At 47.9% G+C, this 15,185-nt stretch carries 13 protein-coding genes; 8 read left to right on the top strand and 5 right to left on the bottom strand.

The annotated features are described in order from the left end of the window. Positions 1-96: 96 nt before the first annotated feature. Positions 97-2,403, bottom strand: coding sequence for an MMPL family transporter (locus MHB49_RS20140; RefSeq protein ID WP_405152742.1), 2,307 nt, complete (start codon positions 2,401-2,403; stop codon positions 97-99). A gap of 48 nt (positions 2,404-2,451) precedes the next feature. After that, a complete protein-coding gene (locus MHB49_RS20135) occupies positions 2,452-3,075 on the bottom strand; it encodes a TetR/AcrR family transcriptional regulator (RefSeq protein ID WP_247897906.1) in 624 nt (207 codons plus the stop codon). Positions 3,076-3,299: 224 nt separating this feature from the next. On the opposite strand from MHB49_RS20135, the gene MHB49_RS20130 reads away from it, so the two are divergent. After that, positions 3,300-3,542: a hypothetical protein gene (locus MHB49_RS20130; protein ID WP_405157311.1), complete on the top strand. Its 243-nt coding sequence runs from the start codon at positions 3,300-3,302 to the stop codon at positions 3,540-3,542. On the opposite strand, the gene MHB49_RS20125 is transcribed toward MHB49_RS20130, so the two are convergent. Then, a complete protein-coding gene (locus MHB49_RS20125; RefSeq protein ID WP_405152741.1) occupies positions 3,493-3,621 on the bottom strand; it encodes a helix-turn-helix domain-containing protein in 129 nt (42 codons plus the stop codon). The genes MHB49_RS20130 and MHB49_RS20125 overlap by 50 nt on opposite strands. Positions 3,622-3,759: 138 nt before the next feature. On the opposite strand from MHB49_RS20125, the gene MHB49_RS20120 reads away from it, so the two are divergent. The 5 genes from MHB49_RS20120 (at position 3,760) to MHB49_RS20100 (ending at position 10,765) form a co-directional block, all read left to right on the top strand. Continuing rightward, on the top strand, positions 3,760-4,146 hold the full coding sequence (locus MHB49_RS20120) for a DUF3888 domain-containing protein (RefSeq protein ID WP_405152740.1): 387 nt from the start codon (positions 3,760-3,762) through the stop codon (positions 4,144-4,146). Positions 4,147-4,335: 189 nt separating this feature from the next. Then, a complete protein-coding gene (locus tag MHB49_RS20115; protein WP_405152739.1) occupies positions 4,336-5,262 on the top strand; it encodes a helix-turn-helix domain-containing protein in 927 nt (308 codons plus the stop codon). Between the two features lie 95 nt (positions 5,263-5,357). Continuing rightward, positions 5,358-7,262: a class I mannose-6-phosphate isomerase gene (locus MHB49_RS20110; protein ID WP_405152738.1), complete on the top strand. Its 1,905-nt coding sequence runs from the start codon at positions 5,358-5,360 to the stop codon at positions 7,260-7,262. Between the two features lie 40 nt (positions 7,263-7,302). Then, positions 7,303-8,226 carry an ROK family protein gene (locus MHB49_RS20105; RefSeq protein ID WP_405152737.1) on the top strand — a complete coding sequence of 308 codons (924 nt, stop codon included), beginning with the start codon at positions 7,303-7,305 and terminating at the stop codon, positions 8,224-8,226. A gap of 25 nt (positions 8,227-8,251) precedes the next feature. Further along, on the top strand, positions 8,252-10,765 hold the full coding sequence (locus MHB49_RS20100) for a glycoside hydrolase (protein ID WP_405152736.1): 2,514 nt from the start codon (positions 8,252-8,254) through the stop codon (positions 10,763-10,765). A 203-nt stretch (positions 10,766-10,968) separates the two neighbouring features. Here the strand turns inward: MHB49_RS20100 and MHB49_RS20095 are convergent, their stop codons facing one another. After that, positions 10,969-11,742: a hypothetical protein gene (locus MHB49_RS20095; RefSeq protein WP_405152735.1), complete on the bottom strand. Its 774-nt coding sequence runs from the start codon at positions 11,740-11,742 to the stop codon at positions 10,969-10,971. A 159-nt stretch (positions 11,743-11,901) separates the two neighbouring features. On the opposite strand from MHB49_RS20095, the gene MHB49_RS20090 reads away from it, so the two are divergent. Together MHB49_RS20090 and MHB49_RS20085 are read left to right on the top strand one after the other, a co-directional pair. Continuing rightward, a complete protein-coding gene (locus MHB49_RS20090) occupies positions 11,902-12,618 on the top strand; it encodes a response regulator transcription factor (protein ID WP_405152734.1) in 717 nt (238 codons plus the stop codon). A gap of 1 nt (position 12,619) precedes the next feature. Next, positions 12,620-14,083: a sensor histidine kinase gene (locus MHB49_RS20085; protein ID WP_405152733.1), complete on the top strand. Its 1,464-nt coding sequence runs from the start codon at positions 12,620-12,622 to the stop codon at positions 14,081-14,083. 231 nt (positions 14,084-14,314) lie between these two features. Here the strand turns inward: MHB49_RS20085 and MHB49_RS20080 are convergent, their stop codons facing one another. Further along, entirely contained in the window at positions 14,315-15,175 is an 861-nt protein-coding gene (locus tag MHB49_RS20080) for an AraC family transcriptional regulator (RefSeq protein WP_405152732.1), read from the bottom strand. Positions 15,176-15,185: the final 10 nt, after the last annotated feature.

Below are 15,185 nucleotides of genomic sequence, written 5' to 3'. Positions count from 1 at the left end.
AAGCCCGTTGACCGAACTGGTCAACGGGCTTTTTTGTACTTTCATTAAATACTTACGATGTTGAATTCAAGCGAAGCCTATCAATAACATCCCATATCAAGACTTGGAGTTGGAATGATCTTCAGCATTAAGTGTAGCAATCAGTTTCTCGCCCTCAACGTCCAGATTTGGTAGAATGCGATCCAGCCATTTTGGAAGTGACCAAGCCTTGTCACCAAAAATAGCCATGATGGCAGGAACCAATCCCATCCGAATAATGAAAGCATCAATCAGAATGCCTACAGCTAATGTGAAACCAATCTGTTTGATCATGACGTCATCTGTGAAGATAAACCCAGCAAATACCGAAACCATGATCACCGCTGCGGCAACAACCACGCGACTTACCTGGTTATAACCATGAACAACAGACTCAGTTCCTCTATGACCGTGTACGTATGATTCCCGCATCGAGCTGACAAGGAAGACTTGATAGTCCATTGCCAAGCCATACAGGATACCTGTCACGATGATCGGCATAAAGCTCAGCAGCGGGCCACCGGTGTCGAAACCAAAGAGCGAATGGAGCCAGCCCCACTGGAATACAGCAGTAGTGATCCCAAACGTTGCCAGAATGCTAAGAAGGAAGCCGATCGTTGCTTTAATTGGAACAATAATCGAACGAAATACCAAGAGCAGGATGATCAGCGACAACAGGATAATAATTCCCACATAGATCGGGAATACCTGTGCCAATTTGGATGACATATCAATGTTAACGGCAGTGAGTCCGGTAACACCAATCTTAACGTCATTCATCTTTGCTACGCTTGATTCAGCAGATCGCAGCTCAGTCACCAGATCTTTGGTGATTTTATCGTTGGGACCCGTTTCAGGAATAAGACTAAAGATAGCCAGATCTTCTGTCATGCCTAGTGGTGTCACCTGTGCAACGTTATTTTGGCTTTGAAGTTCCTTCATGAGATTGCCCAAGAGTTCCGGAGTCACCTGAGCGGAAGAGTTATTAGGTTCTGCGACCAGAATAAGTGGTCCGTTAAATCCTTCTCCGAAGCCTTCGGATATGGCGTCATAACTTTGTCTTGCTGTGGTGTCCAGATTTGCTGAAGAAGCTCCCGGGATGCCCATTTCCATTTTTGTTATAGGTGTGGCTGCTGCCCCAAGAAGTACGACGATGGCAATAATTGTGATCCAACGATACTTGATAACGAATTTCACCCATCTGTGAGCGATCCCACGGCCAGCCGCTTTAGGATGTTTTGTGCTTTTCTCGCGTGCTTTAGGGGAACAGATGCGTTCACCCACCAATCCAAGTAAAGCGGGCAATAGAGTAAGGGCAACAAATACATTAATAAGGACGGTAGCTGCGGCAACTAAAGCCATCGTAGATAAGAATGTGAGACCGATGACAAGCATACCGCACAGTGCAATAATGACGGTTAATCCGGCAAAAAATACAGCGCTGCCCGAAGTTCCAATGGCTCTTGCTGTTGCCTCTTGTGCGCTCAATCGTTGATCAATAATCATTCGCCGCTGGCGATTGACAATGAATAGAGCATAATCGATTCCGACGGCCAGACCAACCATGAGAGCCAGAACGGAAGTGACACTTGGCATTTCTATAAACTTGGAGATTGAGAACGCGCCACCTACTCCAATGGCAACGCCGAGGAGTGCAGTGACCAGAGGCAGACCTGCCGCAACGACGGAACCCAGGGTGATTAACAAAACAATGACAGCAATGATCAGTCCGATAATCTCTGCTGATCCGACACCGATCGCTACCGTTTTGAGCGTTTCGCCTGGTAGCACGGTGATGTTGGTTCCTTGCTGGGCAGTCATCACGGAGTCAATTACAGAATCAAATACATCTTGAGTAATTGCAGACTGCTCAATGGTGAACTGAAATTGGAACAGAGCAATTTTGCCGTCAGAAGAGAGAAGGACACCAGGTACAGGAACGCCATTCACCATTAGAGGACCATAGGGCGGAGGAGAGGCTGTAGTAGATTGCTGCATATTGGCAGCCTGAGCCATGTCTGCAGATGCACCCGAACTGCTAGCTTCAGCTGCATAATCCGCAGGATTAAGCACATCGTTCAATCCGTAAACTTCACTGACAGCTTTCATTATTGCAGTCAAACGTTCAGGTGTATCCAAACGTTCGCTGTCAGGTGCTTTGAACACAACACTTCCTTGGCCGCCGGAGGCCGCTGGTAATTCTTTAGCTAATTGATCCAAGACTTTCTGTGATTCAGTGCCTTCAATTTTCATTTCAGAACTGATATGAACACCATTGATACTGATCATAGAAATGACAATACCCAGAATCAATACCCAACCAATGATGAAATACCCGGGTTTGCGAAAAGCGGTTTTCCCCACTCTGTATAATAATGTAGACATATATCTATTTTACACTCCCTCTATGGTGAATATAAATTGCTTAGCGCATCAGAATCCTTTGCGCAAATAACTAAACATAGTTTCTAAAAACTCATCGAATGCTACCGCTTCAGTGCTAGGATGGTCATTCTTCTTTTGTCCCGGGAGCAGCACATTAAGTCTTCCGTCAATTAAAGGAAGTATGATCCCGTAAACTGCGTTTATAAGAAGATAAGTATATACCTCGTCATCATTTCCGTTAGACAAGTCTAACAATGTTTCTTGAGCTTTCGTCTGCATCTGGTGCACTACTCCGAGGAAATGCGGTTCCAAGACCGGATATTTTTGGGAAAGCAACAAAAGTTCACGCAATCTTCCTATGAGATCCGCTGTAAGCTGCATCTGGATGAGTTGATACAGAACGTCAAGCAATGAGGTATTTGGGGGAATCTGGGTGAGCAAATTCTCGAACTCAGTCGTGTTATGAACAGCTGTAGCACCCATCGCAACTGCTTCTTCCTTGCATGTGAAATAGTTTGCGAAAGTTCTTCTGGAGTAACCGGCTTTTTGCACGATATCTTCAACAACAAAGCCGTCCAGACCGTGTTCAAGTGCAAGTTCAAATGCTGCAATCGCTAGAGATTGCTCTGTCGCTTCTTTTTTTAAATGTCGCAAAGTTGGTTTGGTCATCATTTTCCGCTATGCGTACACCTCCAAAATAGTTGTTACTTGGGGGAAGCAATCGTAATTTGTTGATTTCATTTTGGACACACGACTCCTTTCTCAGGATCATCTTAACTTAAATTTGCCCTTTAGGCAAATTTGCTCAAAGGGAAAGTTTCCGCCTGCACGATAAACGTAAAAACGTCGACCTTTGTTCAGGTTGAAGGTTTATAGAAAAGCTAAAGTTGAACGTTTTGAATATTGAAGATGTTCCCGAATCATTTAGTTCGGATGTATATAAACTTGGTCTTGTTAGTGGAGAAGACGTTTATGTAAAGATTCCATTTAACAAGGATAAGCTTTTTCGTGAATTTCAGATGCTTGAAACATTGAAGGATGTCTTACCTGTTCCTAAGGTATTGGACATTTGGTATGGGGATGAAATTACTACGGGGGCGTTTCCCACTTGGAAACAGACGCTTTGGAAACACCGATAAATGAAGCAACTGCATCCTGCGTTAATCCTTTTTCTCTACGTTTTGCAACAAGGATAGATGCTAAATTAATTTCGTTCATCAACGTCACCTCTGCTTATGATTATACGGTTTATAAAAATAACCCCCAAGCGAATTGTCGTTGACTTATGTTAAAAAAATCAACTGTTGGGAAACTTGATAGGTAAGTTCAAATCTCACTCACTAAGGAGCAGAACATATGAGGAAAGTATTCAACACCTTTGTTATTTATATTGTGATTTGTATTCTGACGCTAAATCTAAGCGCGTTAGCCTCTGCAGAGCCTAACACAGTGAATGAGGAGGAGTTTAAACCTTTAGCTTTAACGTTACTTAATCCGTCCATACACTTGGCGATTTCACAGTATTATCAAAAAATTCAGAAGCCTCAGCCAAGTTATGGTTTGTATGATATGAAAGTTCCAGAACTAAAAAGGAAATCGCCTGGCGGTTATGCCTTTCGAGTGGTTGTTGAAGTCAGCACTTACTATGGTCCACACAATCCTCCATATGCAAAGGAATGTATTACATTTGATGTCGATCCCAGCAAAGTAATATTGATTAAATATATCCATAGGAACGACTAACATTGAGTATAAGAACGATTTTAGAAGTGGTATTGGAGCAGAGACACAGAGTCGCAATAGTACCAGATCACATAAATTGAAGCATTTAAGGTACAAGCCGCATTGATGCGACTTTTTTCGTGGACCGACTTTCGGTTTGCCTTTTTGTTATGCAAACGTATAATGAGAGCTTGAAGGGAGAGGAACGCCATGACCATCGAAGCCAGCTTCCGCCGGGCCAATCACATATGCAATCGTTACATTACAAAAGTGGAGCAAACAGGGCTTTCATTGTCCATTTTGTATTGGGGATTCATGCCCGATCATTTCGACAATGCCTTCCACCGGCATTCCTTTTTCGAGGCCTGTTATGTGGTAGACGGTGAAGGAAGCTACATAGAACAAAATCAGCATTATACTTTAAATAAAGGAACAGCATTTCTATCTCTTCCAGGCGTATGGCATCAAATTCGCAGCCAGACCGGACTGACACTTTCTTATGTGGCTTTCGAACTGGATGAAGCCCATACAGACGTTTATTATACTGAATCCTTCCGTCGTCTTGCCGAGCTTGGGCAAAGCGTAGCCCAACAAGCGGACCGTACGCCAACTGGCCATTTATGGCAAGCGCTCATCACTTCTTTCGACCAGCCTGGGGCAACTCTTCCTCTTGCTGTAAAGCAAATTTCAACTTCTCTCCTGTTATCCATAGCGGATTTGCACGTTCCGGCACGAACAGACTCGGCCGACACGGGAGAGCAGCCCGTGGAAACGAATACATTGTTCCGCCAGGCCAAACGGTATATAGATGATAATCTGATCAATGAGCTTACACTTATGACGGTGTCAAGGCACCTCCACATTTCGTCCCGCCACCTGACCCGGTTGTTTCAGGAAAATCTGGGGCAGTCCTTTGTCCACTACATTCAGGAACGACGTGTTCAGCAAGCCGCTGGGCTCCTGTTAAATGAACAGACACCAATAAAAGATATCGCCATCCAGTGCGGGTTCCAATCCGTGCATTATTTTACCCGGATATTCACCCGCGAGCTTGGTGTTTCCCCGGCCAAATTCCGACGCAATCAGTTTGCCGAAGGCCGCTCTGGCAAAATGTACTACCCACCCCGAATGTCCTGATTGTACAAAAACACAGCTTGATCGTTTAAAGACAGCACCTCCAACTCCCTATACAATGATGAACATAAATCGATGTAGAGTTGGAGGTTTTAAACATGCCCCGAATAACCCCTTTGGCCTTTCAAACCAACCCAGTTAATTTCATTCGGCTTCAGCCCGACCAAGAGACCAAACCGGGGATCTGGAATGCATATGAAGAATGGCTTGATCAAATTTGGCCCGAATGTGTACAGGATGATTTGCTTCCTTTTTATATGGTCATTGATGGTACACATGGTGCCGCGTTCAACGAATGTCTGGCAATACTGCGGTCGCGCTGCCACCTAGAGAGCAGGGTTTTAATTGAAATAGACAGCGCTGATTATTTAAAGTCTTCTGCAGATTTGCTTCAGCAGTTTCACCCTTATCTGACGGATAACCGTGCTTTTGGCGTTGTGGCCTCGGACGTCAGCGTTAAGGATTATTTCCGGTCACATGCACAGTCGGCCTGGCTCAGTGATGTAGACGATCAACTTCGGCTTTATCATTCCGCTGAACATGCAGAGGACCGGTCGCCAAACGTGGAGCAGTTAGCTCCCCTCGTTGTAACCTATGGGCCAGGCTCTGGTTTCCTTTCTACAGCATCAGGCTTAGTGAACGTTTCTCTCTTTTGCGACTTATCCAGAGAGGCGCAGCAGAAACTGCATCAGCAGGGGATGGGTTCTCTGGGGTTAGGCCCTTGCCGGGATACAGTCGAAACTTACAAACAGGCGTTGTTTCTGGAGTGGCCCGTTTGGGAGGAATATCGGAAACGTCACTTGTACGATTTTGACTACTATGTGGATACGAACAACCAGAAACGTCACGTTTTGGTCACCGTCCCCATGCTGCGCCGACTCTTGGCTTCAGCAGCCCAGCAGCCTTTTCGGGTAAAGCCTTTTTTTGCACCGGGGATTTGGGGCGGACAGTATTTAAAAGAACTATGCGACCTGCCTAAGGATTGGAATAACTGCGCATGGGGGTTTGAACCGATCGCACCGGAGAACACGATATTAATCGGTTATCGGGAATTTATAGTGGAGCTTCCTTTCCCGCTGCTGCTGTCCGCTCATCCAGAAACAATTATGGGCGAGCGCAATGTGCAACTGTTTGGCGACTATTTTCCAATTCGGTTTGATTATCTCGATACGATCGACGGGGATCATCTGTCTTTGCAGGTCCACCCCCAGCAGGCTTACATCGAGCAGACCTTCAACGAAACGATGACGCAGCAGGAATCCTATTACATTATGGAACAGAAGGAAGGCGCCAAACCTTTTGTGGGACTGGGTTTCACGGAGGGGACAACCGGGGAGGAGCTGCTTCAGGCGGTTGAATCTGCCCACACCTTAGGAAAACCGCTGAAGATCCCAGAATTTGTGAACTTTTGGAATGCGAATAAGGGTGATCTGTTTCTGATCCCGCCAGGAGCCGTACATTTTTCGGGCAAAAACAATCTGGTGCTGGAGATCTCTTCGACAACCTGGTGGTTTACCTTCAAAATATACGACCATTTGCGGCTGGACAGAGACGGGCGGCCGCGTCCGATCAACGGTGATCATGCCAGAGCCAACATGCAGGAGCAGTTTGACACGGATTACGTTCAGAAGCATTTGATAGCGGTTCCAAAAGAAAGCCGGGTACAGGGAGATAGTAGGGAAGAGCTGCTGGGCGAACGGGAAGATCTGCTTTTTCAGATCAAAAGATTAAAGCTGGAAGGGGCGTGGATCGACGATACGGCTGGAGAGTTTGTTATGTTCAACATCGTAGAAGGCGACCGTGTGCGGCTGACTCCGCTGGATGATGAGGCAGCGGCTGTGGAGTGGGGGTACGCTGAAGCGTATATCGTTCCTGCCTCTGTCGGAGGTTTCCGTCTGGAGTCTCTGGGTGACCGATCGTGCACTCTGATCCGGGCACAGGTATCGCCAGACTGGAGCATGCCTCTGCTTCCGCATCACTGGAAATCTGGTGAGCGTCTATGAAACCTGACGCCACGATTCTATTGATGCCGGGGGGACCTTTTTGAAGGGTGCCGTTGTACTGAGTGACGGGAATCTTCTACCACAACTTTATGTCAAAAGGTCATCGCACTCCGACAGTAGCGCGTATGAAATCGCCTCCAATCTGGCTGGCGTGATCCAGGAGCTTGCTGCTGCATACGTCGCCTACATGGAGAGGCTAAGTACCGATAAAAGGACCCGGGCCACTTTTGCCAATTTTCACATCGGCTTTGCTTTCCCCGGCCCTTTTGAATACGACACAGGTGTTTCCCGTATCCAGGGATTGAATAAATACGGGCAACTTTATGAATTCAATCTAAAAACACTGCTGCGGTGTGAATTAACGGCGCTTGCAGCGGAGCCCACTGCTCCTACATGGATGACCCGGCTTGCTGCCGCAGATATTCGTTTTGGCAATGATGCTGCCTTGTTCGCTCTGGGGGTCAGCAGGCTTTATCCTCAGGAAAGATTGCTTTGCCTTACATTGGGAACGGGCCTCGGCTCCGCTTTTGTTGAGAATCGGTCTATTGTCAGCGGAAAATGGGGAATTCCCGACTCAGGCATGTTGTATGCCGAGCAATACAAGGGAGGAACCGTGGATGATCTGTTCGGAAGCCGAGGCATTTTGGCCTTGGCAGATAGCTATGCTGCTCGAAGGCAGGGAGAGGATGTGTACCAACTGGCGATAGCGGCTAGACAGGGGAGTTCCTCCGCCATCCGTGTATGGCAGCTTTACGGCCAGCGGCTTGGGGAAATGCTGCGTCCGTACGTGGCAGAGTTTCGCCCCGCTCGTCTGATCCTGGGGGGACAAATTGCCGAAACCCTTGATTTATTTGGCGGCGCGCTTTCGGAAGCGCTCTTGCCCGAGAGGATCGCTCAGCATAATGAGAAACATATGCAGGAGCATGTGTTCCACGGGATTTTCCAGCTCGTAAAAGGTACCTAATCCACCAACAAAGGAGAAAATAACGATGACACTCGAACAACAAATTAAACAGGCCGCCATCCCGACGCTTGAACGGAAATGGAAAATATACGTCATTCACCATTCCCATACTGACATTGGTTATACCGACCGGCAGGAGAAGATTGAACAATATCATATCGATTTTATCCGTCAGGCGCTGCGTATCGTTAATGATGCTCATAAAGGCGTACACCCCGAGTGGAAAGGCTTCCGCTGGACCTGTGAAACCTTCTGGGCCGTGGAACAATTCCTGAAGCAGGCTCAAGACGAGGAAAAAGTTGCATTTGCCGATGCCGTGCGGCGTGGCGATATCGAGCTCTCCGGCACGTATTTGAATATGACCGAGCTGCCCGACCTACAGTTGCTGAACAAAATACACAGCAAAGGTCAAACATATGCCGAATCTATCGGTCACCCAATAGACAGTGCGATGACGGCGGATATCAATGGCTACAGCTGGGGATACGCCGATAGCCTGCTGAATAACGGAATCGGACATTTATTCAGCTGTATACATACTCATCACGGCATGTATGCGTTGGGCCGCAAGCAGTCCCCTTTCTGGTGGGAAGCTCCAAGTGGGGAACGCCTGCTGGTCTGGAATGGAGACCACTACATGCTTGGCAACGAGCTTGGCTTCTGCCCTGGTGCGCTTGGCAAATACATGATTCGTGATGAATTCGGCCACAGACTTGTGGAACCGGCGAACATTCATGATCAAATTGCAAATATTCGTATCCACCGATACTTGGCCCAGCTTGAGGCCGAGCAGTATCCGTATGATTTCGTGCCGATGATGCTGTCCGGATTGCCCACAGACAATGGATCGCCCAACAGTGCAATCATGGAATGGATTGAGGCGTGGAATCAGCAAAACGGTGGGAGAATTACTGTAGAGATGAGCTCATTGAGCGGCTTTTTTGCCCGCTTGAAGGAGGAAGGGACGGATGGTCTGCCTGTGCATAAAGGGGATTGGCCAGACTGGTGGTCGGACGGTGTAAGCTCCACACCGATGCACACCCAGATTTACCGTGATGCACAGCGGACACTTCGCAAGGTGGAAAAGCTCGACCCTGAACAGAAAAGTGTTAGTCTCCAGGAAATCGAGGCTGTAGAGCAGGCGCTTACTCTTTATGCCGAACACACTTGGGGATACCACTCCTCTGTTTATGAACCGTGGCACAAAAATGTGCAGATGCTTGAGGTTCGCAAGACAGCTCACGCTGCAGAGGCAAGCAGGCTTGCTTACCGCGCGCTAGATCAGGTGCTGCTTGCCGATAATGCCGCCACCTTGTACCCGGGGCGTCCTTATCGCTTCAAGGTCACGAATCTCTCGGAGCGGGAGGTAACCGAATTGGTGCAGTTGAAGCTGGAAGGATGGGAACCGGAGCTATTGAACGGAGTAGAAGTAATCCGGGAAGACACGGGACAGGTGCTGATCCAGCAGTCAAGCCACCCACAGGCGATCATTGCGGAGCTTAAGCTCCAAGGCAGGGAGAGCTGCATACTGATCCTGCGTCCAATCATGGCAGCGCAAAAGAGTCTTTCTTCCGTAACGTCAACCTCCAATTCGAAGCTGATCGGCGCTGACCAGGTGTATGATATGGAGGATATGTATTCCTTAACGACAGGCGGACAGCAAGCGCCGGTCTCCGTTTGCCAAACGGGGCTGGAGTCACCTTTTGTACGCTTGACTTGGTCGAAAGAGCGCGGCATCGTGTCGTGGATCGATAAGGAGACAGGACGCGAACTGCTGAAAGCAGATGATCTGTATGGGGCGTTTACACCCATCTATGAGGTGACCAATCCAGCGAATCCTGCGGATGCTTCTCAGGTATGGAGCGTCCGTTCCAAAATGGGCCGCAACCGTAAAGGCCTTAACGTGGAGCGTTCGGTTGGTCAGCTCATCTCTGTGCGCACGGTGGATAATGGACCGCTGTATGCTACCGTTGAGCTTGGTTATCAGCTCAAGGGCATCGCCTATTTTTCACTGCATTTGCGGATCTATACCCGTCAAAACCGGATGGATATTTCGGCGCGGTTCCATAAAGAGAGCATCTGGAATCCGGAGAACGTTTATCTGGCCCTGCCGTTCACCCCGGGAGGCACCGGGCCAGTTACCCTGTTTGCCGACAAGCCAGGAGGCCTCGTTCGCCCCTGGAAGGATCAGATTCCGGGAACTTGCCTGGATTATTCCGCTGTACAGTCGGGCATTGCCTGGCAGGATCATGACCGCAGCCTGCTGCTTGCCGTCCCGGATACGCCGCTTATGCAATGGGGGACGCTGGATTACGGAACCAGAAAGGTCCACACCCAGCAAGTACCTGACGCCCAACCAGAAGTGTATGCCTGGCTGATGACGAATTATTGGGAAACGAATTTCAAAGCGACCTTGGGCGGCTTCTATGAGTTTCAATATCATATTTCGGCGGGTGGCAGACTTCCGGTTGAAGATATGGCCGCAGCCCTGCATGCGTTGAACGAACCATTTGTGGTTACCCGGGTTAATGAAAAATAAATCGAATGGAAAAAGCCCGGACTCATTTAAGATCAGGGCAGGCAGTAGATAGCACATAGCAGATATAAACTTATGGTCGATAAAACAACAACCAGCAGGCTTCCACATGGATGCCTGCTGGTTGTTGGCGTTCGGTCTTTTAGTTCGCGTAAGATTACGTGTTTTTGCTTAATGATGTTGTTAAAGCTGAAATGTATTTAAACCTACTCTTGAGCTGCCTCCAGCTCAGCAATTTGCGCCTTGTATTGCTTCAGAAGGTCGGCAAGGGAAGTCTTGATTGCCGCTTCATCCTTAGCTGTTACGGCCTTATTCAAATTACTTTGTGCTGAGAAGAAAGCACTGGCAGCTGTAGTACCGCTAAATTGAAGACTTTCAGCATTCGCTATAACCACGTTGGTTACTCCGGTAGTTTTTTCGTCAAGATTCAGAGGGCTGAGGGCAATTGCCACTCCAGATTCTGCATTCTCAGCTAATCCTTTCAGATCCGAACTGTTTGTGGTAATGGAGAAAGACAAGGTGTTCTTGCTTTCGGAATGAGGTAATTGTTCGGCTTTTACGGCCTTTACTCCCTCAATTGAGGTAAGCTTGCCTTCCTCAACCTTCAAGGCCTGCATTTCTTTGATCTCACCTGGTTTGGCGTTCTCGGAAACTTTCTTCCATTCGTCAGAGTCTACGTCAACAGCAACCAAAGTGGCCATTACTTGGGATGTAGAGTTTTGCGAAAGCAATTTATTGTAACGGGCCAGCGTTTTTTCCCATTCGCTTACTGTTTCTGGCGCGTACTTTTTGGCCAGCTCCACTGGGTTAGCCAATGTAAAGGCCGCAATGGCGGATTTCGCTTCTTTCAAGGTAGCTGTTCCGTTTGAAACAGCATTTGCGTTAGCGGGGCTGTCGGCATTCGCGACAATTGGTGCGGAGATCGCAGTAAGCAGCAGGGCGGACAGGGCAACATTTCTGAATTTTAAACTGTAGTTCATTTCGTAACACTCCTTGTGGTTTGGTTTGTCTTACAGTTATCAATTTACCGAAGGAGTGTGGCACAATATTGGTGTAATTGTGGAAAAAGAATGGCAAAGCTCTTCGTACCATTTTCCTTTGGTATACTCACTGTAGAGAAAAATACTGGAGGTCCGTTCATGAATAACGATTATCTCATCGCGGTTGTAGACGATGACGAGAATATACGTACACTAATTCAAGCTTATTTGCACAAAGAGAACTATCGAACGATAGGCCTCGCTAATGCGGAGGATGCCTGGTCCTTACATAGAATAAATCCGCCGAGCATGTGGGTGATAGACATAATGCTTCCCGGAATGAATGGCTATGAATTGTGCAAACGCATCCGTAATGAAGGAGAGGTTCCCATTATTATGATTTCGGCGAAGGATAATGAGGTGGACAAAATACTTGGCCTTGAGCTGGGCAGTGACGATTATCTGGTGAAGCCTTTCAGCCCCCGTGAACTGGTAGCCCGCATCAGGCGGCAGCTGGTACGTTGGATTAAACTTACCGGTGTGGAAGAAAGAGCTGTTGTAAGTGAAGCTGCTGCGCCACGAATCGATACCGGAGAGCTTCAATTAATGTTGGAAGAGAGGCGGGCCATATGGAGAGGGGAAGAGGTGGATCTGACCAGCAAAGAATTCACCATGCTCAAGGTACTGGCTGAACATCCGAATCGTGCGTTTACCAGAGACGAGCTGCTCAGTTTTGTCTGGGGAGAAGATTATTTTGGCAGTGACCGTGCCGTAGATCATTTAATTAAGCGGATCCGCAAAAAAATGGAGGAACTTCCCGTCGAGTCGGTATGGGGACACGGGTATCGAATGCGTACAGATCGGAGTGAAGTTTAATATGAAACTTGTTCATCAAATTAACCTTGCGTTCGGATTGTCACTGGTTTTGATCCTCTCCGTCACGGCCGTTCTACTCCATTATGTGCTATTGGATCATTTCATTGGGACAGAGAGAAATGATCTTAAGACGTTAAGTGCGGCGATGTCTGCTTCAATAACTGAAGCGGGTGATGTTGCAATGAGTCCTTTTCTTTCCACTGGAGCTGTAACCCAGCTTAATTCAAATATTACGGGGATGCAGTCCGTCCAGTTGGTAACGGGAGAGGCTACGAGTGCTCCCTCAACACTCATTCCTGCGGATGTTGAAGCATTTGTCACCGATTTTAACGGGAATGTGCTGTCAGGTACTACTTTGTCTGTGAATGGCATAAGCGGAAAGGTGAGCAGCGATACATTGACTGAAGCAGTTCCCGCCAACTTGCAGCAGTATACAGCGGTCACTTCGTCCAGCATCAAAGACCTGTGGAAGGGAACGGACGGGCGCTATGTGATGGATGTCAGTCCCATCCCCCAAGGAACCCTGACTCTGTTGACTCCCATGAGCAAGATCAAAGCGATCGAACAGGCACTTCTGGGGCGGCTCATCCTGGTGATTTGTATCGTTGGAGCCATGATGTTCATGCTCAGTTTGTTTATTACGAAAAGGCTGATTCAGCCATTGATGAATCTGAAGCAGGAACTTAAGAAGGTCAAACAACGTCATTTCACGGATGTGCAGCTGGTCAAGGCTGGCGGCGAGATTGGAGCAGTAGCACAGACGGTATACGAGATGGCTGGCGAACTGAACAGGTTCAATGAGGTGCAGAAGCAGTTTTTTCAGAATGCTTCTCATGAGCTGAAGACCCCTCTGATGTCCATTGCAGGCTATGCGGAGGGCATTCGAGATGGAATCTTTGAAGGTGAGAATGTTCGTAAAGGGCTGGACGTGATCCTGGGGGAGAGCGGCAGATTAGGAAAGATTGTCACCGAAATGACGCTGCTCGCGAAGCTGGATAGTGAAGAGGATATCTTCAAACCTTCCAAGGTCAGTCTGAATGAATTGTTGACGGAAACGTCCGAACGTGTCAATCCGCTGCTTGTAAAGAAAGGACTTACACTCCATATCGCCTGCCCGGAGAATAAAGAGTTGTTCGTCATGGCTGATCAGGATAAACTGCTGCAGGCATTGCTTAACGTCGTGACGAACGCGGCAAGATACGCCAAAGAAGAAATTCACATCACTGCGGACTTGGAAAAAGGGAAGATTTCGCTATCCGTATCGGATGATGGTCCCGGCTTTCCACAGGAGCTGCTGCCCACCTTATTCCACCGTTTTGTCAAAGGAAAAGACGGTGAGTCCGGACTGGGCCTTGCGATTGCCCGGGCCATTGTGGAACGCTGCGGCGGGCTGATTCAGGCCACCAACCGTAAGGAAGGCGGAGCTGTAATCTCGTTCGGCTTCCCTGCGGCACAACGTGTCTGAAGGAAAAGACGGCAACTATATCCTCCTAAGTTGCACCAAACCTCGAAGTAAGAGAAATAGAGGAAATGTACAAAGGGGTTCGTGTCGCCAATCGCCAATATAAATACTCCGCTTAAGTTGCTTTGTGTGTACCCTGCTCTCCCTGCATATAGGGGGAGCTTTTTTGAGTTTTGGGTACGGATATGATGGATGGCAAGCTGCAGATATCACCAGATGGGTGCTTTGAATTCCCTACGGCAGCAGCGATTCCTTATTCATTGTCGCGTTTTTACGGAAATCTAGCGGAGCTTGATTATAGTATTTTTTGAACTGATGGTAGAAGTGGCTGACGTTCTCAAATCCCGCTTCCAATGCAATCTCAAGCACGCGCAGCTCAGTCGTGAGCAGCAAGTTTTTGGCTACATTCAGCCGAAGCTGATTAATATACTCTGTTGGTGTCTGATTCAGATATTGACGAAAGGCACGGTTCACATGACCAACGCTTCGACCTGACAATTCATAGAGGGCATGAAGGCCTCGAATCATGTTTTCTTTCAGCTGCATTTTGGAGATCGCATGCTCAAGCCACAGCGGGAGAACGGGTTGTTCAATGGTTTCCAACTCAAAGAAATGCTGCGTGAAAATCTGAATAATCAACCCTTTTGCGTATACGCGAGCCTTCTTCTTATCCACTGTGGAGAGCATCATAATCCGTTCAAAGTTTCGAACCATCTCTGTCATTTCTAACTGAGATAACATGGAAATCTGGGGAACGGGAGCCTGCAAGAGTCCTTGCGCATACTTCTGTTCATTCAAGTAGGCCAAAGCTTCTTCTATTACTCCGGATCGACAAGGGCTATTCAGAAAACGGCAGTCCTGAGTGCCTTCCGGCTCATAACGGTGAATATCGTGCGGTCGAATAAAGACAAGGCAGCCGGGTCTTAAATGCTGGGTTCTTCCATTGACGATATGTTGGCACTGCCCTTCACTTAGAATGAAGAACTCGTAAAAGTCATGGGTATGCTCGGGTGACACTTTCGATAAGGAATCGACCCAGAATGGATCTACGAGCAGGTCGGGATGGATGTGAGTAGACGCTGTGTATTTGATCATGGCTCTAACC

The organism is Paenibacillus sp. FSL K6-0108, from assembly GCF_045040695.1.
Taxonomy (GTDB): Bacteria; Bacillota; Bacilli; order Paenibacillales; family Paenibacillaceae; genus Paenibacillus; species Paenibacillus pabuli_B.
Note: the sequence above shows the minus strand (reverse complement) of the source record. Positions and strands in the feature narration are given on the sequence as shown.

What these genes read in the sequence shown, in the direction of transcription:
- MHB49_RS20140 (WP_405152742.1), bottom strand. Translation starts at nt 2,403, where the DNA reads ATGTCTACATTATTATACAGAGTGGGGAAAACCGCTTTTCGCAAACCC.
- MHB49_RS20135 (WP_247897906.1), bottom strand. Translation starts at nt 3,075, where the DNA reads ATGATGACCAAACCAACTTTGCGACATTTAAAAAAAGAAGCGACAGAG.
- MHB49_RS20125 (WP_405152741.1), bottom strand. Translation starts at nt 3,621, where the DNA reads ATGAACGAAATTAATTTAGCATCTATCCTTGTTGCAAAACGTAGAGAA.
- MHB49_RS20120 (WP_405152740.1), top strand. Translation starts at nt 3,760, where the DNA reads ATGAGGAAAGTATTCAACACCTTTGTTATTTATATTGTGATTTGTATT.
- MHB49_RS20115 (WP_405152739.1), top strand. Translation starts at nt 4,336, where the DNA reads ATGACCATCGAAGCCAGCTTCCGCCGGGCCAATCACATATGCAATCGT.
- MHB49_RS20110 (WP_405152738.1), top strand. Translation starts at nt 5,358, where the DNA reads ATGCCCCGAATAACCCCTTTGGCCTTTCAAACCAACCCAGTTAATTTC.
- MHB49_RS20100 (WP_405152736.1), top strand. Translation starts at nt 8,252, where the DNA reads ATGACACTCGAACAACAAATTAAACAGGCCGCCATCCCGACGCTTGAA.
- MHB49_RS20095 (WP_405152735.1), bottom strand. Translation starts at nt 11,742, where the DNA reads ATGAACTACAGTTTAAAATTCAGAAATGTTGCCCTGTCCGCCCTGCTG.
- MHB49_RS20090 (WP_405152734.1), top strand. Translation starts at nt 11,902, where the DNA reads ATGAATAACGATTATCTCATCGCGGTTGTAGACGATGACGAGAATATA.
- MHB49_RS20085 (WP_405152733.1), top strand. Translation starts at nt 12,620, where the DNA reads ATGAAACTTGTTCATCAAATTAACCTTGCGTTCGGATTGTCACTGGTT.
- MHB49_RS20080 (WP_405152732.1), bottom strand. Translation starts at nt 15,175, where the DNA reads ATGATCAAATACACAGCGTCTACTCACATCCATCCCGACCTGCTCGTA.